General features: G+C 35.0%; 22 protein-coding genes and 1 other RNA gene. 6 read left to right on the forward strand and 17 right to left on the reverse strand.

What is annotated here, in order from left to right; translation table 11 throughout:
* Nucleotides 1–146: 146 nt before the first annotated feature.
* The 6 genes from H1R81_RS06345 to H1R81_RS06370 form a co-directional block, all read right to left on the reverse strand.
* Entirely contained in the window at nt 147–1,022 is an 876-nt protein-coding gene (locus H1R81_RS06345) for a helix-turn-helix domain-containing protein (protein ID WP_181839818.1), read from the reverse strand.
* An 11-nt stretch (nt 1,023–1,033) separates the two neighbouring features.
* Nucleotides 1,034–1,423, reverse strand: coding sequence for a DUF983 domain-containing protein (locus H1R81_RS06350; RefSeq protein WP_181839819.1), 390 nt, complete (start codon nt 1,421–1,423; stop codon nt 1,034–1,036).
* A gap of 164 nt (nt 1,424–1,587) precedes the next feature.
* Nucleotides 1,588–3,306 carry a GMC oxidoreductase gene (locus H1R81_RS06355; protein WP_181839820.1) on the reverse strand — a complete coding sequence of 573 codons (1,719 nt, stop codon included), beginning with the start codon at nt 3,304–3,306 and terminating at the stop codon, nt 1,588–1,590.
* Between the two features lie 219 nt (nt 3,307–3,525).
* A complete protein-coding gene (locus H1R81_RS06360; RefSeq protein WP_181839821.1) occupies nt 3,526–4,044 on the reverse strand; it encodes a gluconate 2-dehydrogenase subunit 3 family protein in 519 nt (172 codons plus the stop codon).
* A gap of 113 nt (nt 4,045–4,157) precedes the next feature.
* Nucleotides 4,158–5,486 (reverse strand): DEAD/DEAH box helicase, encoded by a 1,329-nt coding sequence (locus tag H1R81_RS06365; protein WP_181839822.1) that lies wholly within the window; start codon nt 5,484–5,486, stop codon nt 4,158–4,160.
* Between the two features lie 278 nt (nt 5,487–5,764).
* Complete coding sequence (locus H1R81_RS06370) at nt 5,765–6,199, reverse strand: DUF2059 domain-containing protein (protein WP_181839823.1); 435 nt, start codon at nt 6,197–6,199, stop codon at nt 5,765–5,767.
* A 737-nt stretch (nt 6,200–6,936) separates the two neighbouring features.
* Here H1R81_RS06370 and H1R81_RS06375 point away from each other — a divergent pair.
* The gene (locus H1R81_RS06375) at nt 6,937–7,365 is read left to right on the forward strand and encodes an NUDIX domain-containing protein (RefSeq protein WP_181839824.1); all 429 of its coding nucleotides are present in this window, start codon (nt 6,937–6,939) and stop codon (nt 7,363–7,365) included.
* A 26-nt stretch (nt 7,366–7,391) separates the two neighbouring features.
* On the opposite strand, the gene ssrA is transcribed toward H1R81_RS06375, so the two are convergent.
* Together ssrA and H1R81_RS06385 are read right to left on the reverse strand one after the other, a co-directional pair.
* Nucleotides 7,392–7,766: a transfer-messenger RNA gene (ssrA, locus tag H1R81_RS06380) on the reverse strand.
* 96 nt (nt 7,767–7,862) lie between these two features.
* The gene (locus H1R81_RS06385) at nt 7,863–9,974 is read right to left on the reverse strand and encodes a Tex family protein (protein WP_181839825.1); all 2,112 of its coding nucleotides are present in this window, start codon (nt 9,972–9,974) and stop codon (nt 7,863–7,865) included.
* Between the two features lie 74 nt (nt 9,975–10,048).
* Between H1R81_RS06385 and H1R81_RS06390 the strand changes: the two genes are divergently transcribed.
* A complete protein-coding gene (locus tag H1R81_RS06390; protein ID WP_181839826.1) occupies nt 10,049–10,555 on the forward strand; it encodes a hypothetical protein in 507 nt (168 codons plus the stop codon).
* Between the two features lie 275 nt (nt 10,556–10,830).
* On the opposite strand, the gene H1R81_RS06395 is transcribed toward H1R81_RS06390, so the two are convergent.
* Together H1R81_RS06395 and H1R81_RS06400 are read right to left on the reverse strand one after the other, a co-directional pair.
* Nucleotides 10,831–12,636 (reverse strand): ATP-binding protein, encoded by a 1,806-nt coding sequence (locus H1R81_RS06395; protein WP_181839827.1) that lies wholly within the window; start codon nt 12,634–12,636, stop codon nt 10,831–10,833.
* A complete protein-coding gene (locus H1R81_RS06400; protein WP_181839828.1) occupies nt 12,629–13,276 on the reverse strand; it encodes a response regulator transcription factor in 648 nt (215 codons plus the stop codon). Before H1R81_RS06400 ends, H1R81_RS06395 begins: the two co-directional genes overlap by 8 nt.
* A gap of 106 nt (nt 13,277–13,382) precedes the next feature.
* Here H1R81_RS06400 and H1R81_RS06405 point away from each other — a divergent pair, with 106 nt between their 5' ends.
* Together H1R81_RS06405 and H1R81_RS06410 are read left to right on the forward strand one after the other, a co-directional pair.
* Nucleotides 13,383–14,276 carry a hypothetical protein gene (locus H1R81_RS06405; RefSeq protein ID WP_181839829.1) on the forward strand — a complete coding sequence of 298 codons (894 nt, stop codon included), beginning with the start codon at nt 13,383–13,385 and terminating at the stop codon, nt 14,274–14,276.
* A gap of 138 nt (nt 14,277–14,414) precedes the next feature.
* Nucleotides 14,415–15,638, forward strand: a complete 1,224-nt coding sequence (locus tag H1R81_RS06410) for an NAD(P)/FAD-dependent oxidoreductase (RefSeq protein ID WP_181839830.1) — start codon at nt 14,415–14,417, stop codon at nt 15,636–15,638.
* On the opposite strand, the gene H1R81_RS06415 is transcribed toward H1R81_RS06410, so the two are convergent.
* Both H1R81_RS06415 and H1R81_RS06420 read right to left on the reverse strand, forming a co-directional pair.
* A complete protein-coding gene (locus H1R81_RS06415) occupies nt 15,633–16,055 on the reverse strand; it encodes a hypothetical protein (protein WP_181839831.1) in 423 nt (140 codons plus the stop codon). The two genes, H1R81_RS06410 and H1R81_RS06415, sit on opposite strands and share 6 nt — an antisense overlap.
* The gene (locus H1R81_RS06420) at nt 16,033–17,424 is read right to left on the reverse strand and encodes a sodium:solute symporter family protein (protein WP_181839832.1); all 1,392 of its coding nucleotides are present in this window, start codon (nt 17,422–17,424) and stop codon (nt 16,033–16,035) included. Before H1R81_RS06420 ends, H1R81_RS06415 begins: the two co-directional genes overlap by 23 nt.
* 237 nt (nt 17,425–17,661) lie before the next feature.
* On the opposite strand from H1R81_RS06420, the gene H1R81_RS06425 reads away from it, so the two are divergent.
* The gene (locus H1R81_RS06425) at nt 17,662–18,495 is read left to right on the forward strand and encodes a tyrosine-type recombinase/integrase (RefSeq protein WP_181839833.1); all 834 of its coding nucleotides are present in this window, start codon (nt 17,662–17,664) and stop codon (nt 18,493–18,495) included.
* Between the two features lie 51 nt (nt 18,496–18,546).
* On the opposite strand, the gene pdxA is transcribed toward H1R81_RS06425, so the two are convergent.
* Entirely contained in the window at nt 18,547–19,623 is a 1,077-nt protein-coding gene (gene pdxA, locus H1R81_RS06430; RefSeq protein ID WP_181839834.1) for a 4-hydroxythreonine-4-phosphate dehydrogenase PdxA, read from the reverse strand.
* A gap of 168 nt (nt 19,624–19,791) precedes the next feature.
* On the opposite strand from pdxA, the gene H1R81_RS06435 reads away from it, so the two are divergent.
* Nucleotides 19,792–20,748, forward strand: a complete 957-nt coding sequence (locus tag H1R81_RS06435; RefSeq protein ID WP_310588052.1) for an NAD(P)-dependent oxidoreductase — start codon at nt 19,792–19,794, stop codon at nt 20,746–20,748.
* Nucleotides 20,749–20,802: 54 nt separating this feature from the next.
* Here the strand turns inward: H1R81_RS06435 and H1R81_RS06440 are convergent, their stop codons facing one another.
* The 4 genes from H1R81_RS06440 to meaB all read right to left on the reverse strand — a co-directional run bounded on the left by H1R81_RS06440 (nt 20,803) and on the right by meaB (nt 26,152).
* Nucleotides 20,803–22,107 carry a C1 family peptidase gene (locus tag H1R81_RS06440; RefSeq protein WP_181839836.1) on the reverse strand — a complete coding sequence of 435 codons (1,305 nt, stop codon included), beginning with the start codon at nt 22,105–22,107 and terminating at the stop codon, nt 20,803–20,805.
* A 161-nt stretch (nt 22,108–22,268) separates the two neighbouring features.
* Complete coding sequence (gene ybeY / locus H1R81_RS06445) at nt 22,269–22,685, reverse strand: rRNA maturation RNase YbeY (RefSeq protein WP_181839837.1); 417 nt, start codon at nt 22,683–22,685, stop codon at nt 22,269–22,271.
* Nucleotides 22,686–22,720: 35 nt separating this feature from the next.
* The gene (locus H1R81_RS06450; protein ID WP_310588053.1) at nt 22,721–24,997 is read right to left on the reverse strand and encodes an MMPL family transporter; all 2,277 of its coding nucleotides are present in this window, start codon (nt 24,995–24,997) and stop codon (nt 22,721–22,723) included.
* 165 nt (nt 24,998–25,162) lie between these two features.
* A complete protein-coding gene (meaB, locus tag H1R81_RS06455; protein ID WP_181839839.1) occupies nt 25,163–26,152 on the reverse strand; it encodes a methylmalonyl Co-A mutase-associated GTPase MeaB in 990 nt (329 codons plus the stop codon).
* Nucleotides 26,153–26,237: the final 85 nt, after the last annotated feature.

Raw genomic sequence — 26,237 nt, forward strand, 5'->3', positions numbered from 1 at the left:
GTTTTTTTGGTTCTGCAATAAGAGAACTAAATATTTTTAAAAATAGTTTATTTTATCAGAGAATTTCTGGTAATAGTACAATTTTCAGTAATAAGAATAAGAAAGATAAGATAGGAGCTGATTAAAATGGAGGAGATTTAGCTTACTTAAATACTCTTCTTGCGAAAGTCTTCAGGGGTAATATGCTCATATTTCTTGAAAAACTTAGTGAAATAGGAGTTATCACTAAAATTTAAGTCGTATGAAATTTCAGAAATGCTTAGATTTTGATTCACTAACATTCTTTTGGCTTCTAATAAAACCCTGTTACGGATTACTTCACCTGCTGTACTACCCAGATGTTCTTTACATAAAGCATTCAAATGATTAGGAGTGATATACAGCAATTCAGCATAATCCATAGGTCGTTTCAAGCTGATATAATGCTTCTCAACCAGTTTCTGGAAATTTTTGAGTAAGGTATAATTGAAGAAAGGTATAGTTGAGGGCTTGTTGGTATGCGTATATTTATCAATTTCTAAAAATGCCTGAAGGAGCAATACCCTTACAATATCCCAACGGAAAGTATTATTTTGGGTAGAGTGTTGCATAATCTCTTCAAAAATCCGGGTAATCTTTCCTTCTAATTCTTCCGGTAGATTAATAACTCCATTCTCAGCGATGCCATTGAAAAATGAGAAAGTTTCGAGATAATCAGGTCTTAGCAGAAAAGATTGAAAAAAGGAGGTAGAGAAGTTTATAACATATCCATCAACTTCTCCATCAAAATTCCAGCTATGAACCTGGCCTGGAACCATAAAATAAATCTGGTAAGGTTGCACCGGAAAGCTGCTAAAATCGATGGTATGGCTTCCGCCTCCTTTGGTAAATAATAACAAATGGTAAAAAGTATGTCTATGAGCCTTGCGGAGATTCTGGTGCACTTTCAGATATTCAGCAAAACGACTCACCAATATATCATCATCTCTGAAATCTGTCAGATTACTTATATCGACTATCGGAATATAATTTGCTGGACTCATAGACAACTATATTAATGAACAGCATGTTCATGTTTATATTTAGGTTTATAGTCATTAAAAAACTGCAACCATAATGACCGTGAGAAACGGAAAAATACAGGAAACAAGATAACTGTCAATAATAAATAGCCTCCTAAATATATTCTCCAATCTATCAGATTCTCGAAATAAAGATAATAAGCTACTGTGGCAATCGCAAAAAGTGCCACATTGAACGCATAGCTAATAAACATAGAACCATAGAAAAAACCAACTTCTTTTTCATATTTTAGATGACACTCGGGACAATGTTTGTGCATGGCTGTCATTTTGCCTAATACAAATGGATTTTTGGTTTCGAATATATCACCCTCCTGGCAACGAGGGCATTTCATCTTTATAGCGGCTTCAACTTTGTTCATGATTGTATTTGTTTAATGATACAAAAGTATAGCCCGGCGACTTTAAACTCTGGTAGCAAATATAGAATCTATGGTACTAATTACTGATTGAGGTATTTTTAAGAAAAATCCCGTCAAAAACAATATACCTATTGCACCTGACGGGATCTTTATTTTATAACTAATTACAAATTCCCTTTCTTAAATTCTTTCACCGCATAATCTGCCGCACGAGCAGTGATAGCCATGAAAGTAAGGGATGGGTTTTGTGTTGAGTTTGAAGTCATACAAGCTCCATCGGTTACGAATACGTTTTTGCAATGATGCATGGCATTCCACTTATTAAGCAAAGATGTTTTCGGGTCATTCCCCATACGAACTCCTCCCATTTCATGAATATCAAGACCTGGAGCCTTCTTTGGATTATCATGTGTCTGAATGTTCTTAAAACCAGACAAAGTCAACATTTCAGTCATTTGCTCGTGGAAGTCCTTAATCATTTTTTCATCGTTATCGTCATAAGCAACCGATGTTCTGATTAACGGAATACCCCAGGGATCTTTCTGGTCTTTATCTAATGTGACAAAATTGCTTTCCTTCGGAATCGTTTCGCCCATCATATGTGAGCCTACACGCCAGTTACCATATTTTCTATCAAATAGACTGGTTTTCAATTCTTCTCCAATCCCATTGTTGTCGGTATAATTCATACGGCTACCACTGAATCCGGCTGCATAACCACGTAAGAAATCTGTTTCTTGTTTGGCCAAGTTACGGAAACGCGGAATATAACTGCCATTCGGACGAATACCCTCTGTTTTGCTATCAAGCAATCCTTCATATTCTGCCGAAATAGTAGTACGGAAGTTATGGAAGGCAATATATTTACCCAATAAACCACTATCATTGCCTAATCCATTCGGGAAACGGCTGGAAATTGAGTTCAATAAAATCAGGTTGGTATTAATTGTTGCTGCATTTACAAAAATGACTCTTGCATAGTACTCAGTCATTTGTTTGGTATGTGCGTCAATCACTCTCACCCCAGTTGCTTTGTTTTTCTTTTCATCAAAGATGATAGAATGGACAACTGAATCAGGTTTCAAGGTCAATTTACCTGTTTTAGCTGCCCAGGGTAGGGTAGAGGAGTTACTACTGAAATACCCTCCATAAGGACAACCCCTCTGACAAAGCGAGCGATTCTGACATTGCCCACGGCCTTGTTGCGTATGAATTGGCTGAGGTTTAGTCAAATGGGCACATCGACCAATGATAACGGGACGAGCTCCTTTATAATGCTTGGCCATTTCATTGGTAAAATGTTTTTCGACACAAGATTGCTCGTGTGGTGGCAAAAACTCACCATCAGGCAATTGTGGCAAGCCATCTTTATTACCTGAGATTCCGGCAAATCTTTCTACATAGCTATACCAAGGGGCAATATCTGCATAGCGGATAGGCCAGTCTATAGCAAAACCATCACGTGCAGGACCTGTAAAATCATAATCCGACCAGCGCTGTGTACCTCTGGCCCACATCAATGATTTTCCACCTACCTGATACCCACGTATCCAGTCGAATGGTTTGTCTTGTATATAAGGGTGTTCATTATCTTTTACGAAAAAGTGTGCAGCGTCTTCGTTGAATGCATAACAACGGCTGGCGATTGGATTGGCATCTCTCAGAGCCTTCGGGATTTGTCCAAGATGCTCAAATTCCCACGGTTGCATCATGGTAGTTGGGTAGTCAGTTACGTGTCGTACATCACGACCACGTTCTAAAACAAGGGTACGAAGCCCTTTACCTGTTAATTCTTTGGCCGACCAGCCTCCGCTTATACCGGAGCCAATCACAATTGCGTCAAAGGTCCGTTCTTTGACAGAATCTATATTTAAAAATGACATAATAGCTTTAAATAGAGTATTGTAATTAAATAGATGAGTGCTTCCGAAATCGGAATTAAGAGTATGTTTAAAGTTTATTTTTCGACCTCTAAAGTCATCTTTTTTTACCATACTTTGTTGTATTTTTTCGATGTAGCTGCTGGCTACATCTGCAAAATACGCCTCGTCTACTAAAAAAATCTGTACTTTTCGGTCAGAAAAACAAAATTTAAATATACTCTAAGCTTTTACAGGCACGCAACCATGATAAAAACCTGGAGCCATGTTAAACTTCAGGACATTAGTCATGTAGAATTCAGAGTTAGTGTATCCCTGAATGGTCAAGCGTTTAATCATATTAGCAAATTGCTTCGAAGTGCTATCTGAAGAGTCAAGCATTTTGTTGATCAGAGCTTTCTTTTGAGTGGCATCTAACGCTAAAAAAGATTTCTGATAAGTTTGTTGTGCCAATTCTTCAGTCTTTTTTAGGCCATCTTTGAAAGTCTTTTGCTGAGATTCGCCATAGCAATCGTTAATCATTCGCATGGCAAATTGATGAATTTTCAAAGATTTTGCTCCCGGAGTAGCGTTCTCTGGAATGATGGTTTCGACGATTTCGCCTAATAGTTCTTCATCATTGTAGGATAGGTTGGAGATTTTACCGATAGAATCCGGTGTCCAGTTTGTCGCCCATGAAGGTAAAGCTACCAAACTCCCGAATGCTACTGATAAATTTTTAATTGCATTGCGCCTTTGCATAATTATTTTAATATTTAATAGTCGTAAAACCATACAAACTTAAATATTAAAACTTAAAATGCCGATGCTTTATTATGATAATTTTGATGAATTATCATAATAGTAAGAAATACTTATTTTCTCGAGCGTTTTTCATAAGATTTTCCATACTTCTTTTTCTTTTCTGCTTCATAATCTCGTCTTACGTTCACTTTTTTGTTTTTCTCTGATTTTTCATGAAAGGCAGGTCCTACTTCTTCTTTTTTGGGTCTTTTCAAAATAGGCTCTTTCATATTTACTTTAGGCATTTCGTCTTCAGTCAATTCATCAGATATTTCAAGCTGTTCAGGCAAAGGCAATGTAGGTATCTGATAGTTCATCAGTTTCTCAATCGCTTCTTTAGCTTCTGCATCTTTTTCAGTGAAAAAACTGATGGCAATCCCTTTTTTATCTTGCCGACCTGTTCTACCAATACGGTGAATATAATTTTCAGGTACTTCTGGCATATCAAAATTAATCACATGCGAAACTTCTGAAATATCTAATCCTCTCGCCACAATATCAGTAGCGATTAAGATTCGATAAGTACCATTCTGAAAATTATTTATGGTATTAAAACGATTATTCTGCGATTTATTAGAGTGAATAACCCCTAATTGAGAAGAAAATTCCATTTCCAATTCATCGTACAATTGGTCAGCAAGTTGTTTGGTGGCTGCAAAAACCAGAACCTTGCTTGTTTCAGCAGGTTTAGCCAATAATAACTCTAAAAGATTAACTTTTGTATAAAAGTTAGGTACCTCATAGGCTGTCTGAGAAATATTGTCGAGAGGGGTTCCCGCTGGAGCTGCTTCAATTTTTACAGGCTGATTAAAATAGGTATCAATAATTTCTTCCACCTCTTCTGTCAGAGTCGCTGAGAATAATAAGTTCTGTCTCTTAGGAGGCAGTAAATCCAGAATATTTATCAATTGCGGACGAAAACCTAAATTTAACATCTCATCGACCTCATCAATCACAAGTTTTTTAATAGATTTAGTTTTTACGATATTTGTCGTCAATAAATTTATTAATCGACCTGGTGTCGCTATCAGTACATCACAGCCATTGTTTAACTCAACAACTTGTTGTTTGATATTTACTCCACCATATACACCTACCACTTGCAGATTCATATACTTGCTTAATTGCTGAACTGATTCCATTACTTGCGCTACTAATTCTCTTGTGGGTACGATAATTAACAACTGAGGATTTTTTTCTTTCGAGAACTGATATTGTCTTAAACTGGGCAGGAGGTAGGCAAAGGTTTTTCCAGTACCGGTCTGAGCTATACCGCATACATCTTTCCCTGACATTACTACTGAAAAAGCTTTTTTCTGGATAGTAGTAGGTGTGGTATAGCCTAAATCGTCTAAGGCATTTAATAATTGTTTATTGAGATTTAATTCTTCGAAAGTCATTTGAAAATAAAATTATATTTAGGGCTATTTTGTATATTGATGCCCTTGAGATAAGCTAACAAGCTGAAGGTTTAAGAAGTTTCAAGAATTATAAGGGAAGCCACTTCTGTTTAATCACGAAATTTTATTTTATCAATGCTTATAATACTATCCAAAAGAGTTTGGGACAACTGAAAATTTTATTTTGAGAAAAAAAACTACAGAATCCCTGTAAAAGTGGATTTTGTAGTTAGTAAAACTATAATAGGTTTTTAGGAAATTTATTACATTCAGGCAATTCAGTTCTTTTTAGTCATTTTTTCATATACTTTTTCACCCAGTTTTCCTCCCCATTCTCTTCCGGCTTCCATTGATTCAGCAACAATCAATGGTGTTTTTTCAACCATTTTTTTTCCTGTTGGGCTTTCATAAAACTTTATCATATCAATAATTTCCTGATGCGAGTAATGTTTATCATAAATAGGAATATACATTGCGGCGAGTTCATCGTAATTTATTGCTTTAATGAATTCGTCCCAAAATCCTTCAGGTAAATTATTTTGGTCTGACTGGGCTTTCATTGAATTAGCCATTGATTCAACTCCTGCTTTTGCAGCATTTGCAGCCCCACTTACTATCAAAAGACGTTTGATGTCCTTAATTTTAGGACTATCTAATTGGCTATAGCCCACAAATGATATGAGCAAAAATAAGCAGATTAATAAAGATTTCATTTTTTTGCTTTCGTTAGACACAGATTTTAATTTTACGTAATGTTAAAGTTTTTTTAAGCTATTGCAAAGAGTAGCCTGATTATTTTCTACACCAAAAATAAAATTTCCTGAATTAATTCTATTGCATTAGATGTGATAGAAATTATCAATTAATAAATATCATCTAATAATAACTTATTTGGCTCAATTTCAAATTTTGAAAGATATGGAAAACTTATTTCAAGAAATCTGAATTAAGTAAGCATTTATTGGTAATAGGAATTTATGAGATGCACTTGCTACATCTCATGGTGGTGTTGAAGGTTTTTGCTTATAAGCTCAAATAATTGTTTTCAAATAAGACTGATATTCTTAATTAATTTTATTAGGTACTTGTAAGAAGGAAGTATGCCTTATTCAGTTTGGACTAATAAATTCAAGAAGATTAATCTCAGAAGGTTTCTGAACAATTTTATTAGGCGTTTCTCTATGGTAAACCATAATACAAATACCTACGATGATACCAAAGCAGAAAGATAGACAGCTTAAAAAAAGTAATTCTAACATGAAATTTATTTAATAATAGGTTTAACACATAAATTACATGATTTTTAATTTATATTTCTAATATTTAACTCAGTATATTCAAAAATTTATTAATTTTTAATTTCTATATAATCGAAAAAAAAGGAAATTTTAAATTTTCATTCAGATTCTAATTAATTTTCAGTTAAACTACCAGATAATACAACTAAAGAATGTTTTTTGTAGCTACCGGTTTGTTGTTCGATAAAAATAATAGGTTACTCATTTATCTGAGGGATGATAAACCAACTATTTCGTTTCCTAATCACTGGGATTTGTTTGGAGGAATAATTGAAGAAGGAGAAAGTCCAGAATATGCCTTAGTAAGAGAAGTGAAAGAAGAAATTGGAATTGATTTAATTAGTTATTATAAATTTAGGGAGTATTATAGCGATAGTGAAGATAGACCGAATTGGAAATATGTATTTTTTGCTAAGATTGATTACCTGCCAGAAGAGTTGATACTGAATGAAGGACAGCGTTTAACCAGTATTAATTTAAAAGAAAGATTTAACTATAAATTTGCCAACATACTAGGAAGAATAATTGACGACTTTGCTAATTCCGAACTCTATTGTAATTATATATTAAAAAAAGCGTAATATCATTATTATAGATATTTACGCTTTTGTGGAGACGCAGAGAGTCGAACTCTGGTCCGAACATGGCACTTGTCGAGCCTTCTACATGTTTATTCGGTCTTGATTTTCGGGAAAAGATTGGTGTCCGACATACCGAAACTTTTCCTTAGAAACCTAAATACTAATTAAGAGCAAGTTCCCCGCACTTAATCGCCTCTCCGGGTCGACACTCCGAACTCCCCAACAGCAGAGGTTAATCAGGGCGGAATGTGGCTAAAAGGTTAATTCACTCCGGAATTAAGCAGCCATGGCATACGAAGTATTGCCAGTTATTTTTCGGAAGAATTTTTAACAGGAGGTTCTACCAGCTCCCGACATGCTTTTACTCGCAACCACTCACGCCGTCAAAACCGGTCGTCCCCATGATTGTTTGTCATTGTATGACAAATATCTTTTATTAAAAGTTCGCTCTAAAGAAAAAAATATGGAGTTCTACTAATCACTAATTCACTCAATCTTTAAAACTTCATGCTTAATGCAATACGTTTTCTGGGAATATCTACCTCTGTAACTTTCACCTGTACTTTCTGATGAACTTTTACCACTTCATTCGGGTCTTTAATGAATCTATTTGCCATTTGTGATACGTGTATCAAGCCATCCTGATGAACCCCAATATCAACGAAACAGCCAAAGGCTGTAATATTGGTTACAATACCAGGTAATATCATACCCTCTTTCAAATCCTCTATTTTATGTACATCAGCTGCAAATTCAAATTCTTCCAATGCTTCACGTGGGTCACGACCAGGCTTTTGCAACTCTGATAAAATATCATTCAAGGTTGGAAGCCCAACTGTGGCAGTAACATAATTATTCAGGTTGATTTTCGATTTGAGCTGTGCATTGTTAATTAAATCAGAAACCTTTAATCCAATATCTTTCGCCATTTTTTCAACAACTCCATAAGTTTCAGGATGTACTGCCGAGTTATCTAAAGGATTCTTTGCACCATTAATACGCAGGAAACCTGCACTTTGCTCAAAAGCTTTCGCACCTAAGCGAGGTACTTTTTTCAATTCATCTCTTGAACTAAATGCTCCGTTCTTTGCTCTGTAATCTACAATATTCTGGGCCAATGAAGGGCCAAGTCCTGAAACATAACTTAGAAGATGTTTACTGGCTGTATTTAGTTCAACTCCTACTAAGTTTACACAACTTTCCACAACTGAATCAAGAGTTTCTTTCAGCATTTTCTGTTCTACGTCGTGCTGATATTGCCCAACTCCGATAGATTTAGGGTCAATTTTTACCAGTTCAGCTAAGGGGTCCATTAATCTACGTCCAATAGAAATGGCTCCACGTACAGTTACATCTTTTTTCGGAAACTCTTCCCGGGCAATTTCTGATGCCGAATAAATGGAGGCTCCTTGCTCTGAAACTACATGAATTTGTATTTTATCTAATTTCAATGATTTTACGAAACTTTCAGTTTCACGACTAGCAGTGCCATTCCCGATAGCAATTGCCTGAATCTTATAGTCATAGACCAGTTTTTTGATTACCCCCTCAGCTTCCATATTTTTATCGATTGGGTAAAGTACTGTATCATGCAATAAATCACCATGTTCATTCAGACAAACAGTCTTGCAACCTGTTCTAAAGCCGGGGTCAATAGCCAATACTCTCTTTTGTCCTAAAGGCGAAGCCAATAATAATTGGCGAAGATTACCAGCAAAAATTTTAATAGCCTCGCCATCAGCCTTTTGTTTGGAAAGATTTGAAAATTCGGTCTCGATACTGGGTTTTAACAAACGATTATATGAGTCTGTAATCGCATCGGCAACGTGACCTTTGGCTTCAGGTAAACCTTTTAAATAAATCCGATCTAATGCGTCTGTGCCTCGTTCTGCTTCAATAGATATATCTACTGAAAGAATACCTTCTTCTTCACCACGCCTGATAGCTAATAAACGATGCGAGGGTATTCTTGATACTGGTTCTGAAAACTCAAAATAATCCTGATATTTAGCACCTTCTTCTTTTTTACCCTTTTTCACTTTAGCCGTCACAATTGATTCTCTTTCAAAAATCTTCCTCACGGCATTTCTTGCCTGAATGTCTTCATTAATCCATTCAGCCATAATATCTCTTGCCCCTTGTAGCGCATCTTCCACACTTTCTACTTTATCAGTGAGGTATTTTTCGGCAATGGCTTCAATGTTTCTGTCTTTCTGTGCAAATATAATTTTAGCCAAAGATTCCAACCCTTTTTCAATAGCAATGCTTGCCCGAGTTTTACGTTTCTGTTTGTAGGGTAAGTATAAATCTTCTAATTCATTCAGATATAAGGCATTTTGTAACTTATTCAACAGTTCCTGCGTCATTTTGCCCTGCTCTTCTATTGATTTAATGATAGCTTCCCTTCGTTTATCAGCCTCTAAAAACTTGCTGTGCAGGTCTTTTACAGAGGCAATCTGCACCTCGTCCATACTGCCTGTCATTTCTTTTCTGTATCGGGCAATAAATGGTACAGTAGCCCCTTCTTCTAATAAAGTTATGGTATTAATAATGTATTTTTCTGCAGCACTTACTGTCTGGACTATAATTTGTACTTGTTTAGATGTCATGTTTCCAACCTTTTTAATCTAATGTGAATCCTAAGTATAAAATTGAAATTCAATCACAAAAATCTATTATTAAAATGAAAATTCAATTGTTTGTAGCAATCATTCTTTCCACATTTTCTTTTATGGCCTGTGAACAAGAATCACAAGTGCCTGATGATCAACAGAATTTGAAAAGTTTAGATGGAATAGTAGTTAAATATGGTACGAGTTTCGGTATGTGTCTTGGCCCATGTAAGAAAGAAATGGTTTTGGCAAATGACGAAGTTGCGTTTACAGTTTATCAGAATAGTGGACGAGGAACAGAAGGTGGTGATCCGAAAACTTATACAGAGAAATTAACGACTGACTATATTAGCGAAGTAAACAAAAATGTTGATTTTGATGCATTCAAAAAATTAGATGAAGTAATAGGTTGTCCTGATTGTGCAGATGGCGGTGCTGAATGGGTTGAAATAACGAAAAACGATTCCAGACATAAAGTAACTTTTGAGTTTGGTGATGATATAAAAGAAATTGCTCCACTATTGAAATTACTTCGTGAAAAGAGAATTTATTTTGAAGAGAAATATGTGAAGCCATAAAAAGTAAATTTTGGACCAGTTTAAACTTATTTCTTTTGCCTACAAATGGCTTTTTTTATCCATATTATGCTGGTGTGGCGTTCGCATTTTTTTGTTCTTTGCCCTGCTTTGTAATCAATAAATGGTCTAACTTGGCTTAAAAACTGTCCATTCTTGGCATAAAATAAAAAAATCAAACAAGCTCAATTAATATCAAGTCAACATCTGACAAGGGCAGTTGGAAACGTAACTATTAAAGTCAGGTTTCAGATTGCCCTTTTTTACCATAATTCTTTCTATTTGTTAAATTTAACAGTAAATTTTGTGCCTTTTCCAGTCTCCGATTCAACATTTATTTCTCCTCCTAATTCATCAGTAAGTCTTTTTACGATACTTAACCCCAGCCCTGTTGAGTCTTCATCTTGTGTAGGTTTGGACGATGTAATTGAATATCGGTTAAATAAGTTTTTAAGCTGACTTTTTTCAATTCCAATACCAGAATCTTCAATGGCGAACGAAAATGTCTGGCTCGTTTCTTTAGTAGTAAGAGATATTTCAGAATTACTATTTGAGAATTTTATTGCGTTTGAAATGAGATTTCCGAGTAGCCGAAAAAGCATGTTCTTATCAGATAAAATAGTCTCAGATTCATGACCCACTCTTACTTTAAAATTAATCTTTTTTTGTTTTAAAATAGGTTCATAAAGTGTTACAAGCTCTCTTGTTAAGTCGGCAAGATCTATTTGCACAAAATCAATTTCTTTTAACTCATTTTTATCAATATCCAGTATTTTTTTTATGGTCTGTAAACCGTGTGATACTGTTTTAAGGATATTAATTTTAATAATTTCTAATTCTTTAACTGTGCTTGTTTTATCAAGAGAATTTACCCACAACTTGATAGTTGAGAAGGGAGTACTTAAGTCATGAGAAACAATTGAAATCAAATGGTTTTTCTCTGTATTTAAGTCTTTTAGCTTTTGATTTTGAGCAGAAATCAGTATATTTTTACTTTTGTTTTTATAATAGGTATAAACAATTACTGAGCTTAGTAGAAGCAATGCGATAATTCCGATAAGATAAGCATTTTGCTTATTTTTCTGCACTTCTATTTGTACACTTAGCAGTTGATTTTGCTTTTCTCGCTCATTAGCATTAAACGATTCTCTCAATTCAGCAATTTTTTTATTGGTTTCAGTTGTTAGCAACTCCTCTTTTAGCAAATTACTTTTCTTAAGATATTCAAATGCCTCTTCAAATTTTTTCTGATTAGCATAGGCGTGGGAAAATTGTTCGTAGGTTAGTTTTTCGAATTCCTTTGATTGAAGTTGTTTTGCCAGGGTCATAGCATTTTCTAAATACTTATGAGACTCATTGTATCTTTTCAATCCCTCAAGCGCCCCTGCTTTATTGATCAGATTATACCATAGGTCTGTATCGCTCTTATTTTTATATAGATATAGAATATTCTCTTCAGTTAATTTAAGTGCTTGGGCATACCTTTTCTTATTTATCAACAGCGAACTAAGGTTTATTTTTAAATTTGTTAGACCTTTTGCATCATTTAAATTTTCTCTGATTTTCAAGCATTTACGATAGGCTATAATGGCAGAGTCTTCTTTTCCTTCCTTTCGATAAATTATTCCTAAATTATTATAAAAAACTGCCAGTTTTTTTTGATTCAATTCCGCTTTATTGGTTTTATTCGTAAAACCTAAAAGCAGAGGCTTAGCCTTTTGTAATTGATTTGTAAGAAAATAAATGTAGATTAAATCAGATGTAGCAGACATCTCATCTGAAATATTTCCTGATGATTTACTTTTTTCAAGAAAAATCAGATAATATTTGGTGGCTTCTGTCGGGTTATTATTAAAATCATGAAATAACCCTTTCATGCGAATTGAGTAAGCTTCTGCTCTCGGATATTTAAGGGCAATTGAAGTTTTCAGAAGAATAGATGACCAAATCAAAAGTGAGTCTTTGTTTTCGGGATTTGTATAGGCTTGCTGTTCGATCCAATTATCAACATCCTTTCTACTCAACTGGCCAAAGCAAGGCCAATTAATAAAGAGCAAAACAAAACTTAAGAAGTATTTATTCATCGTTAATTAATGAATTTTGAATAGCAAATTTTACAAGCCCAACTGTATTATTCACCCCTAATTTTACCAGGATATTTCTTCGATGAGTATCGACTGTTCCGGTGCTCAGAAATAACTTTTCACCTATTTCTGCTGAACTGTACTCAGCGCAAACCAATTTTAAAATCTCAAGCTCTCTTTTGCTCAAAATTTCTTGAATTTTATTTACTGGAAATGTAACCGTATTTAGTTTTTCTTCTTCTTCAGATTCTTCATCATAGTAAAAATCTTTACCACCAGATACTACTTCTATTGCTTCTAAAAGCTTTTTTACTGAAGCGTCCTTGAGTATATATCCATTTGCCCCAAGTTTTTCAATACGTCGTTTAATCCGTACACCTCTCAGCATTGTAAGATATAAAATAGGTGTGCAGGGTTTAATATCCTTAATAGAGGTAATTAAGTGTTCAGCTGTCATGTCAGCTAACTGCAGGTCCAGCAAGAATAAATCTATAGTTAGGTCGTGAATAGCTTTTAATAATTCATGACCCTCTGTAAAAACGCCAACAAGATTCAAGCCTCCTTGATTGCTAAGAAGATTTTCTAATCCTTTCAAAAAAATCTCATGATCGTCGAGTAAAACTATGTTCGTTTTCTTCATAAAAGTAGTGGCAAAATTGTGCTTTACCTCAAAATAAGTAAAAATTACTCATTTACAGTATGTTCTGATAAAAAAAGAGTTAAGAAATTTGTTAAAAAAAAAGCCAATGGAATCATTAAAAATCAACTCTTTTAGTCGAATTTTCTTTCGTCTTGTACTCATTAGTGCTTTATTAAAAGTATTATTTGCTATACAAGAGGCATCTGCCCAGTCTATTACTATCAGTCCGTCAAATGCATCATCTATTCAAACCTCACGAAGTATAAATAATATTGATTTAATCAAAACAGGAACTAACAACACTTCCGGGTTTCGTTTTTATCAAAATGCATCATTAAGAGGTGGTTTGTTTTATAACGACACCGATAATACACTTAATTTTACTCATAATCCAAATATACCTGGTATTGTATGGAACACTGATTCCCAAAGGGCCGGAATAGGAGTAAAACTCCCTGAAGGTCGTTTACATATTCTGACAAACAGTACTGATACTGTACCACATATACTGATTCAGGAAAATAATGATGGTGATGGAGGGAGATTGAATTTCGAGAATTTTGGAGTAGCAGATAAACATTGGACTCTTTATGGCAGAAATTCAAATGCAGCTACACTAAGTTCTAACGTACTTAATATTTATCATTCTTCATTTGGAAATGTAGCCCAGTTTACTGGTGATGGGAATACGCAATTAAATGGCTATACACAATTAGGCTCTAACGCACCTAAAATAAAGGTCATTAAATTGACCGGTACACTCGATGATGACAATTTTACTTCAGGTTCACTGAGTATTCCTATCGAAAAAATACTCTCATTTACTGCACAGGTTAAGTATTCGGAAGTTTTGTATCAGCCTAGCTCAACTGTTAATTCCTATAGCTACGAATTCCGGCTTTCGAGCCAAAATAGCCCTTATAATTTTTTTATCTTTGATGGTGTTCCGTCTGATCTTCGAGGGCAACCATATACAATTTTTATTACTTATGAGGAATAAATTTAAATTGAAGTAAACAAATATGTTTTGATATTGGATAATACATTTTGAAATTAGCCTTCAAAACGCTTGCTTTGCGTCGCCTTAGAGAATGCTCGTGCATAATCTGAGGCGATTTTTATATAAACCAATTTATCTATGTACGACCTCATTATTATTGGTGGTGGAGCAGCAGGTTTCTTTACGGCGATTAATGCTGCTGAAAAGAACAGAAGCCTGAAAATTGCTATTATAGAAAGAGGAAGAGAGGTTTTACAGAAAGTGAAAGTATCAGGAGGTGGGCGGTGTAATGTTACACACGCCTGTTTTGAACCTGCTACTTTAATTAATTATTATCCGCGTGGTAATCAGGAATTACTACAACCTTTTCAGAAATTCAATCCAACCCATACTATTGAGTGGTTTGAAAGTAGAGGGGTGAGAATCAAAAAAGAGGCTGATGGACGAATGTTTCCTGTCAGTAATTCTTCCCAAAGTATTATTGATTGTTTTATTGAGACCTGCTATAAAAACCGAATTGAAATCATAAAAAATACGCGGGTAGAAAGTATTGAAAATGAAGGAGACCGCTGGCAATTAAATACAATAGGTGATGGGCATTACCAGACCAAAAAACTCATGATTGCTACTGGCAGTGATACAGCCGTCTGGAAACTTTTGGGAAACCTTGGTATAAATCTTGTTTCACCCGTTCCATCCTTGTTTACTTTTAATATTAAGGATGAGAGGATTCAGGATTTAATGGGAATAAGTGTTGAAAATGTGGTTTGTCAATTAAGTGATGCGAAAACCAAATCACTCAATGATTTTTCTTCTAACGGAGCAATACTGATTACTCACTGGGGGTTGTCTGGCCCTGCAATTTTAAAGCTATCGGCCTGGGCCGCCAGAGAATTGAATGGGTTAAATTACGAATTTGAAGTGATTATCAATTGGTTAGGTAAAACAGATATTGAGAAAGTAAGACAGCACTTGCATCAACAAATTGTAAATCAACCTAAGAAAAATGTATTGGCTAATCCTGAATTTGGCCTTTCTATCCGGCTTTGGAAAAATCTTTGTATGGCGGCAGGCATAGGAGAGTATCAGAAATGGGCAGAAACCGGGAAAAAGCATATTATCAAACTGGTAGAACAACTGACCACTTGTCGATTCAGAGTGAACGGAAAAAGTACCTTTAAAGAGGAATTTGTAACCGCCGGAGGAGTAGATTTATCAGAGATAGATTTTGAGGCATTTTCTCTGAAAAAATACCCAAATTTATATTTAGCAGGAGAGGTATTAAATATTGATGCCGTTACTGGAGGATTTAATTTCCAGGCTGCATGGACAGGCGCGTGGATAGCTTCCCAAAATCTATGATTTCTTCTTTTTTCTACCAGCCTGTAGAATTTCTGAGAATATTGATTTTTCGTTAATTTCATCTAAAATCAAGGCTTCATTTAATATTTCCAGAAAAACAGATTCTTTACTTTTCAAATCATTCAAATCAATAAGGGTTATCCCGTATATAAATTTTCTACCTTTTGGGTCTAAAATACCTTGCACATTTGATAACTGAAAACCTCTTAAAAAACAGACTTCAAGTCCTTTGATGGCACTTACTTTGCCAAAATAGCAAACATCCTGTTTCACTTTATACATTGGGGTATTGATTTCAAGATGCTCTCTCATCTTTGGGTGAGCATTCAGAATCAAGATACGAAGTCTTTGCATGAGTTGCTGTAAGTGCGGAAGTTGATGATTTATAAAATCATCAGCCGATATGAACTTTATCATCTTTTTTAATTAACGAGCCTATAATCATACCAATAATACTTGCTGTTAAACCCCATATTAACCCTGGAATTTCTGTCGGATAAAATTCTGTTATTAGCCAAACCCCAGTACCAGCAATCATAGAAAGAATCGCACCTAAAGCCGTTGCTCTTTTCCAATATAGGCCTGCCACCAATGGAGTAAACAGCGCTACTAAACTTAATGAAGAAGATTCACCGACTAATTCATAAATTTCTGATTTATAAAGAGATAAACTAACACTGATAATAGTGATACCGATTACTGAAAATCTCATGATTTGGAGTAATCGTTTATCTGAAATTTTCTCGCCATACAACGGCCTTAATAGGTTTTCTCCTACCACAGTTGCAGGGGCCAAGATTGCCCCACTACATGTACTTAATATTGCTGATAATAGGGCCCCAAAAAAAAGAATCTGCATACCTAACCCAGAATGACGCAATACCAAATTAGGAATGGTCATTTGTGAATCCCCCTCTTTTATATCCGGGTAAAGCAACGATCCGCAAAGTGCAATAACTAATGGCATGCAAGCAATAGAAATATACATAAAAGCAGACCAATATGCCCCTCGAACGGCTACTTTTACAGATTTAGCCGATAATACCCGCTGGAATACATCTTGTTGTGGAATTGAACCCCAGCCTATAGTAATCCAGGCCCCAAAGTAGGTGATCCAACTTACCAACGATTTTTCTTTTGGAGTAAACCTGAAAAAATCGGGTTGAGTTTTTGATATTATCTGTTCCCATCCGCCAAGTTCTGTCACCAACTCTATCATCAAAATTAACAGACCAATAATAATGATAGCTGTCTGAATTGTATCTGTAATCGCAACAGACCACATTCCTCCTATATAGGTATAGAAAACGACAATGGTTGCGCAAAACAGAACACCGTATATAAATGGGATTCCTGCCACTGCCTGTAAGACTATCGCTAAGGCAACTAATTGCGCGGCAATCCAGCTAAAATAGGAAGGTATCAGAAAAAGCGCCGAAATCCATTCTACATTTTTATTAAACCGGATACGGAAATAATCGCTGAAAGTAAGTATATTTAATTTATATAAAGGGCGAGCAAAGAAAAGACCAATTAATAATAAGCACAGAGATGCACCAAAAGGGTCTTCAATTACTCCGATCAAACCGTTTTCAATAAATTCAGATGATGCCCCCATTACAGTTTCAGAGCCAAACCAGGTTGCAAAAAGCCCAGATGCTACTACATAAGTGGGCATTTTTCTGCCTGCAATAGCAAAATCATTTGTTGTTTTTACGAATTTTGATGCAAACCATCCTACAAGCACAGTACCAAATAAATACAGAATAATAAATATCAGAAGCATACAATGATTTTGGTATGTTGAATTTTAATAATTTAAAGGTTTGAAAATAGTAATTTTTCTTTTTTTATTCTCTACTGGTTACTTTTTTTAAAGTATTTTGTATTTATTGAATAAATTTCATTGCTAAAAGGAACGTAAATGTTTTTTTAATATAAAATTTGTGACTTTATTTTTTAATTTAAGTCCAAATTAGCAAATATTCGTTAAATCCTATTTTTACTTAAATAATGCGCAACTGTGACCCATCTTATTGAGCGATTTACAGAAATATTAAAAAAAGGGAAATATAACTCCCAAACTATTGCTGCTTACCGTAATGCCATTTTCGTTTTCTATAACCATTTCCGTGATTTGCCTCAAAGCAAAATTACGGAGGAATTGATTTCAAATTATTTAATTGAATTAAGTGAAAAAAAAGGTGGTTCTACGGATGCCTCTAAACAGGCAGGCAAAGCGATAAAACTTTTTTTTGAGGTGATTTTCAAGCGCAAGCTTGGTATTAAAGCCTCGGGTGAGATGAAAGAGGATACATTGCCAGAAATTTTAACCGAAAATGAGGTGGAAAGTATCATTGGTGCGCTCGATAATCCTAAGCATAAGGCGTTAATGGCAACTATTTATGCAATGGGCTTAAAGTTGAGTGATATTCTGATTATGAAAGTAAATGACTTAGATATGGAAACAAAACTTATCATGGTTCCACCATCTAAAACGGATAAAGGCAGAAAACTAAAGATACCCAACAAATTAATTCCGATTCTGATGGCCTATTTTGATAAACATAAGCCCAAGGAGTTGTTATTTGTTGGTGAAAAGGGTAAACCTTATAGTCCCAGAAGTGTGCAACTGGTATTCCAGCAAGCATTAGTAAAAGCTAAAATTGAAAAAAATGCAACAGTACATACCTTAAGACACAGCTATGCCGTGCATTGTCTGGAGCGAGGAATTGATATTCATTTGTTAAAAGAAATTCTGGGGCATAAGTATCTACAAACTACTTCGATGTATTATCAGATAGCTCAAATTGATTTGGCAAATATCAGAAGTCCATTTGAAGACTTAGAATTTTGAGAAAGCAATGCCAACAAAATCAGTTGGTTTTGTTGGCATTGCTTTCTGGTTTCAATCTTCCATACTTGCTTCTTTCAGAACGATATTTTTCTTTTTCAAAGAATTTAATTCTAATTCTTCGAGTTGTGTTCTATTTTTAGCGACATCAATTGCTGTATATATGGCCTGAATCATTGAGGTCTCATCTGCTTGATTTTTGCCTGCTATATCATAGGCTGTTCCATGATCAGGAGAAGTACGGACCTTTGGAAGTGCTGCTGTAAAGTTTACGCCATTTTCAAAGGCCAACATTTTAAATGGCATTAATCCCTGGTCGTGATACATAGCTAAAACTGCATCGTATTGTTTCCAAGAGGCTGTTCCAAAAAAACCATCAGCAGGGAATGGTCCAAAAACTAAAGTTCCTTTTTTCTTGATTTCGGCCAAGGCCGGTTGAATAATTTCTTTTTCTTCATTACCTAAAAGGCCGTTTTCTCCTGCGTGTGGATTTAGCCCTAAAACTGCAATTCGGGGTTTCTGAATACTAAAATCTCTTTTGAGAGAGGTATGTATCTGCTCTATTTTTTTTATAATAAGTTCTTTATTAATCTTTCTTTTTACCTGATCTAACGGCAAATGCCCAGTTACTACACCTACTTTAAGTTGTTCACTAACCATAAACATCAACGCATCATCAGTTTCAAATTCCTTGGCAAGAAATTCGGTATGTCCAGGAAATTGGAACTCTTCACTCTGAATATTGTGCTTACTTACAGGGGCGGTTACCAAAGCGTCAATTTTTCCTGCTTTCAAATCAGCTACCGATCTTTTTAATGCTTCAAAAGCTAATTTTCCTGCCTCCGGGGTAGTTTTCCCTGGTTGTACTTCCAGGTTCTGGTCATTAATGCAGTTAATGACGTTCACCTGTTTATGGTTTATTTGCTCAATTTTCTGAATTGTGAAAAACTGCCAGTCCTTTAGTTCTAATTGTTGACGATATCTATTAATGACTTTTCCAGAACCATAGATAACAGGGGTGCAGATTTTGTTTAATCGATTACCCCCAACCGCTTTTAGTATTACCTCCGGACCTATACCATTTATGTCTCCGATACTAATGCCTATTACAGGTTTATGTTGTTCGCTCACTTTTTATTAATTTAATTATTTCAAATCTGGCTTTAATTGTGGAAGATAAATGCGACTGAACCAAGCGCATATCTAACAACGTTTATTATTAAAAATATGTTTGACATTTTTACCTGTAAACGTAATTTTGTTGCAATTTACTTACAATCATACGATAAAAAAAATACTGTGGATACAATTAAACCCTCCAATCAAAGTTCTGTTTTAATAGTAGATGAAATGCATTTGAGTCTGTTGCCAATGCTCGAAAAGATAGGTTATTTTCCTGATTATCGGCCAGAAATAAAGAGACAGGAAATAATTGATATTCTTGGAGATTATAAGGGAATGCTTATCAGAAGTAAGACTAAAGTTGATGAGGGATTATTGAAAAATGCGAGCAATCTAAAATTTATTGGTAGGGCAGGAGCTGGCTTAGATTTGATAGATAAGGTTACCGCAGAAGGTAAAGGTATCAGAGTTTTTGCCGCTAATGAAGGAAATCGGGTTGCAGTAGCAGAGCATATAATAGGAATGCTCTTAGCTTTGATGAATAATCTGCTAATTGCTGACCACCAGGTAAGAGAGGGAAAATGGTTGCGTGAAGAAAACAGGGGTTACGAAATTTTTGGGAAAACCGTAGGTATAATTGGATATGGTAATAATGGTTCTGAAACAGCAAAAAGATTGGCAGCATTTGGCTGTAAAATTTTAGCTTATGATAAATACAAAGTAGAATTTTCAGACGGATATGCTACTGAATCAACTATGCAAGAGATTTTTGATAAAGCTGATATTCTAAGCTTTCACGTTCCGCTTACGAATGAAACTTATCAATTAGCTAATCGTGAGTTTTTGAATTCATTTGCTAATAATATCTATATAGCAAATGCATCTCGTGGAGAGATTGTGGTTTTAGACGCACTTTTGGAAGGGTTAAACACAGGTAAAATAAGGGGCGCATGCCTTGATGTATTGGAAAATGAAAAATTAAACCAACTTACCTCTGTTCAGAAAGATACATTTGAGCAATTGTTAAAATCTGACAAGGTAATTTTTAGCCCTCATGTTGCCGGCTGGACTCATGAATCTTATATCAGAATAAATGAGATTCTGATAGATAAGATTCAAGCTATTTTTAATTGATATTGAAAACAGACACCAATAACCTTATTGGTGTCTGTTTTTTATACATGGAGATTATTTACGTTTCTTTTTCTTAGGAGTTTCTTCCTCCTCGTCATCCTCTTCATATTCCTCCTCGTCATCCTCTTCATATTCTTCCTCGTCATCCTCTTCATATCCCTCTTCTTCGTCATCCTCTTCTTCCTCGTCATCCTCTTCTTCATCGTCCTCCTCCTCTTCATATTCCTCTTCTTCTTCCTCCTCGTTATCATCATATTCTTCTTCTTCAGGTTCATCACCATAAGTGAAGCTATAATCTTCATCTATAGCATTTTTAGTGCAAAGCTTATCAAGTTCCTCTACAAATCCATCAGGGTCTTCGGTAAGAATCTCAAAATTGGTGATATAGGTATATTCGATTTCAGTTTCATCATCTACTTCTGAATAATAATCGAAGTAAAAATCCTCTTCACTCTCAACGTATTTCATACATAACTTCTCAAGCTTTGTGGAAAACTTTTCTGTATCTTCCACATTAATCCAGAATTCGTTAATGTACATCATTCCATCAACTGCAAAGTTTGACTCATCACTTTCATCCCAGACTCCGTCACTAAAATCAAGATTTTCTACTGATTGAATAATCCATGAATCGTTGCCATTATATTCTTTATGAATTACATAATCATATGGAATATAACAATAGCCCTTATCCCCCCAATTTTTTCCCCATGAATTACGAACAATGAACATTCTGTCAGGATCAGAATAACCGACACAAAGCATCGCATGCCAGCCATGAGTTGTTCTTACATTATCTGATTTGCGTGGCATAGGTACTCGCCCTTTATTTTTATTCGCCTCATCAAAAGAATCAAACGTATTCAGACAGAAGGCAATAGGATAGCCTTCTGCAAGAGTATTTTTCCACAAGTCAAGATTTAACTCTATGTACTCAGCATCGACAATTTTAAAGTTAGCTCCGTGGTCATAAGCAGATTGATCAGGTTCATATAAAATCATGGTTTTGTCATTAGGCCAAAGATCTTCCGAGCAAGCTCCATATTCTTTTAAACCCTCAATTGCATTATACATAATTGAGCCGCAGTCTTTGTCTTGTGAATCATCCATATAACGTGCGTTGTAATAGATGTATAAACGACTTACATCTCCTGATTCACCTAAAGTTCTTTTGGCGAGGTATTCATAGGCGCCTGCAAAAGCATTGGCAACGCAACTGTTGCCTACTTGCATTTCTACTTCAGTGAGGTGGTCTCTCAAATCAACTTTTGATGGTAGTTTATCGAATTTACCCGCCTTTTTTCTTTTTATATCTGCAGGGATTGCTCCGGCACGGTAGCCGCCGATTCTGTTTTCCATTTTGTTTAGAGTAGAGGTTAAATCTTAATGAATAATAGGGGTTAAAATTTCTTCAAAAATAAGAGATTGTAATGAAATGCGAATATTTTAGAAATTAAAATTTAATGGAATAAATAAGGGTAAAATGTAGCATATTTTACCCTTATTTATTAGATGATAATTTAACTAAATTGCTGTAAATAATGATTTTCTTTTGAGCGCATGAGCTTTTCTTCTTCAGGAGTTTTATCAAAGAATCCACAGAGATGTAGAATACCGTGAGCCAGTACACGTTTTAATTCATGCTCAAAACTTACTTCATATGTTAGGGCATTCTCTTTCACCCGGTCAATACTTATAAAGATGTCGCCTTCAATCAAAGATTCTTCAAGTGAATTATCAAACGTGATAATGTCAGTAAAGTAATCATGATCAAGGTATTCAATATTAATTTTTAAGAGGTAGTCATCCGAGCAAAATATATAGTTTATCTCTCCCAAACTAAACCCCTCGCTTGTAATTATACTTTTTAGCCAGTTTTTTAGTTTTAACTTATGCTGAATTTTAATAGCTATATTTTCTATGTGAAAGTTTATCATATCAGTGTATATTGGCATTCCGTCCATTTCAGACATTAACTCTTTATCAATGGCTTACGTTTATCCAGGGTCATCAGGAAAGCTGGTAATAATACAAGATTTGAAATCATTCCCATTAATAGAGTAATGGAAACCAAAGTTCCTAAGAAGACGGTGCCCTTAAAATTAGAAGCTACGAAAATCCCAAAGCCAAAGAAGAGAATAATACCTGTATAAATCATACTAAACCCGGTGTACATTATTGTTTCAGTAATAGCCTGAGAGACCGTTAAGTTCCGGTTAATAATTTCATCTTTATATTTAGTAAGGAAATAAATAGTTCCGTCGGAGGATATTCCAAATGCAATACTAAAAACTAAAGTAGTAGTTGGTTTCAGAGGAATGCCTAAATATCCCATTACACCAGCTGTGATTATTAGTGGGATAATACTTGGGAGAGTCGAGATAAGTATCATACGAACATCAAAAAACTGGGTAGCCATCACTACACATACGAGTACAATTGCTAAAGCCGTACTCTCAACCAGATTTTTTAATAGGTAATTATTGCCTTTCATAAACACAACTCCATTTCCGGTTACTTTTGCCTCAATCTGGTTTTCTTTTGGTAGCCATTGTTTTGCTTCAAGATCATAGTTAAAAATGCTATCTATTTTAGGCTGTAATGAATCTACTAACTCCTTGATACGGACAGTTCCTGCGTCGGCACATTGAAAACTAATACGTGTGTATTGGTTGGTACTGTCAATAAATGAGGTAAAAAGGTTTTGTTTCCCTCTTACACTTCCGGCATAATTAGCCAATTTTTGCAATTCTAATGCCCCTGGGAGCTGATAATACTTTTCATTTCCGCCTCTATAACCTTGATAAACAAACTTTATAGCCTCAACAACTGAGATAGGATTAGTGAACTCTTCATACTTAGCAAATTCACGTTGCATTACCTTGATTTTATTCAGAATCTGAGGATTTAATACACCATTTTCTCGTTTTGTATCAATCTCTACCTCAAATGGTACAACGCCATGAAAATGTTTTTCAATGAATTTAAGATCAGCATAGATAGGGTCGTTTTGTGGCAAATCATCTACTATATAACCAATTGCCCTAAGTCTTGACATACCAAAAGCTGAAATTACCACCAGTATTCCGATAAAAATATATAAGGCCGTGCGGCGTGTATGTACAAGTGAATTTACAAATTTTAAGAAAGCAGTAATGTGTTTATTCTCAAGATGACGAACGTTTTTTGCACTTGGGGGGGCACTATAGCTTAGCAGAATAGAAATTAATATCAGTGATACTGCCCAGGTAGCCATAATACATATAGCAGAGACCAAGCCAAATTCTAATAGTAATGGACTACCTGTAAAGTAAAATACAAAGAAGCCAATAGAAGTGGTAACATTTGCCAGAAAGGTAGTTTTGCCGATTTTTTCGATTGCTACTGACAATGCGCGCATTTTGTCGCTATGCTTCAGAAATTCTTCCTGATATTTATTGACCAGGAAAATAGTATTAGGGATACCGATAACAATGATTAATGGTGGAATAAGCCCTAAAAGAATAGTAATTTTGAATCCTAATAAAACAATAATTCCGACCGACCACACAACAGAAATCATTACTAAAAGCGCAGTAAATAATGCGGTACGGACAGAGCGAAAGAAAAGATAAAGAATGCCTATTGTAACTAAAAAAGCCAGAAACATGAACTTAATCATTTCGTCTGTTACCTTAGAAATAAAATTTGTTCTGATGAATGGCATACCAGAAAAGTGCATTTCAATGCCATTTTTTTGTCCGAATGTTTTTGCTTCAGTTTCAATTTCTCTGGTTATAGTAATTCTACCTTTGCTATTGAGTTTCGTCTGATCGAAGGTAATTGCCATCAAGTGTGCATTACTTTCTTTACTATATACGAATCCTCTGTAAAACGGGAAGGTCTCGATTTTTTTCCTGATTGAATCAAGCTCAGTCTGACTTTTGGGTTTTTGAGGTACTAAAGGTTTAAAATCAAATCGCATTAAGCTATCGTTTCTTACTATTTCAAACAAGTTAGTATTAGAAACAACATTTTTGATTCCTTCAATAGCTTTGACTGATTTGGCTAATTCATACCATTGATTAAAAACAGGTAAATGGTATATTTTATCAGATTCAATAGCAATTACCATTACATTGCCGTCTTCACCAAAGCGTTTTTTGAAATCTTCGTATAATTTATAGTTGTCATCGGTTTGAGGAAGAATCCTTGCCAGTTCATAAGACATCTGAATCTGTGATGCCATATAAGCCATCAAGGCTGTCATAAGGGTTAAAAACACAAGCCAGCTTCTACGATTCTTTAAAATAATCTTCGAAATATTATACCAGAACATATTTAGGGTTTAGCCGTTAGTAGGAATGAAGGTTCAAAATTAGCCTTTTTTAATGAAAAGCTGTGAAGAAATGTTTAATTCTGCCTAAATAGTCGACTAATCTGCACTCTTAGCATACTTTAGTAGTTCTTTTGCCCCATGAATAGGGAGCATTTTACCAGATGAAATTTTTTCTTTTATACCTGCAAATTTTTCTATAACAACCGAATTATTGAAAAAATCGTTTTCTAATGTCTGCCTTATAAATGTATAAAGCCACTCTATATTTTGTTGTTGTCGATTCTGCTCCAAGAATCCACTTAACTTCATTTTTTTTATGTAACTCTGTATAGTTTCCCAGATTTCATTAATTCCTTTGTTATTAATCGCGGAGCAAGTCATTACCGGGGTTTGCCAGTTATTGATACCTGAGGGGTAGAGATGAAGCGCATGCAAATATTCCAATCTTGCATTTTTTGAAGCTTGTAAATTGTTTCCATCGGCTTTAGTAATAGCGATAGCATCAGCCATTTCAATAATTCCTCTTTTAATTCCTTGTAATTCATCACCTGCACCAGCAAGCATGAGAAGTAAGAAGAAGTCTACCATACTCTTTACAAGAGTTTCTGATTGCCCAACCCCAACTGTTTCTACAATAATGATTTCAAATCCTGCCGCTTCACAAAGTAAGATGGTTTCACGGGTTTTGTTGGCCACACCACCTAAACTATCCCCGGCCGGCGTTGGTCTGATATAAGCCAATGGGTTATGGGCTAATTCTTCCATTCGGGTTTTATCTCCCATAATACTTCCTTTTGTAATCTGGCTTGTGGGATCAATAGCTAAAACAGCAATTTTCCTATTCTCTGCTGTAATACTTTTTCCAAAAGCCTCAATAAAAGTACTTTTGCCAACGCCAGGCACTCCTGTTATGCCTATTCTTATAGAATTTCCAGTATTTGGTAAAAGTTGTTCAACAAGATTTTGTGCTAAGGTTTTATCCTGGGGCAAATGGCTTTCAATAAGAGTGATAGCACGGCTGAGAATAACCCGATTGCCTGCTAAAATTCCATCTCTGTATTCATCTAATGAAAGCCTTTTGTGCATAATATTTTTTGTGTTTAAATATAATGGTGTTTGTGAAGAAATATTAAGATTGTACGCATAAAATTTATTTACTCAAACCTCTTAT

The organism is Emticicia sp. BO119 (genome assembly GCF_013912375.1).
Taxonomy (GTDB): Bacteria; Bacteroidota; Bacteroidia; order Cytophagales; family Spirosomataceae; genus Emticicia.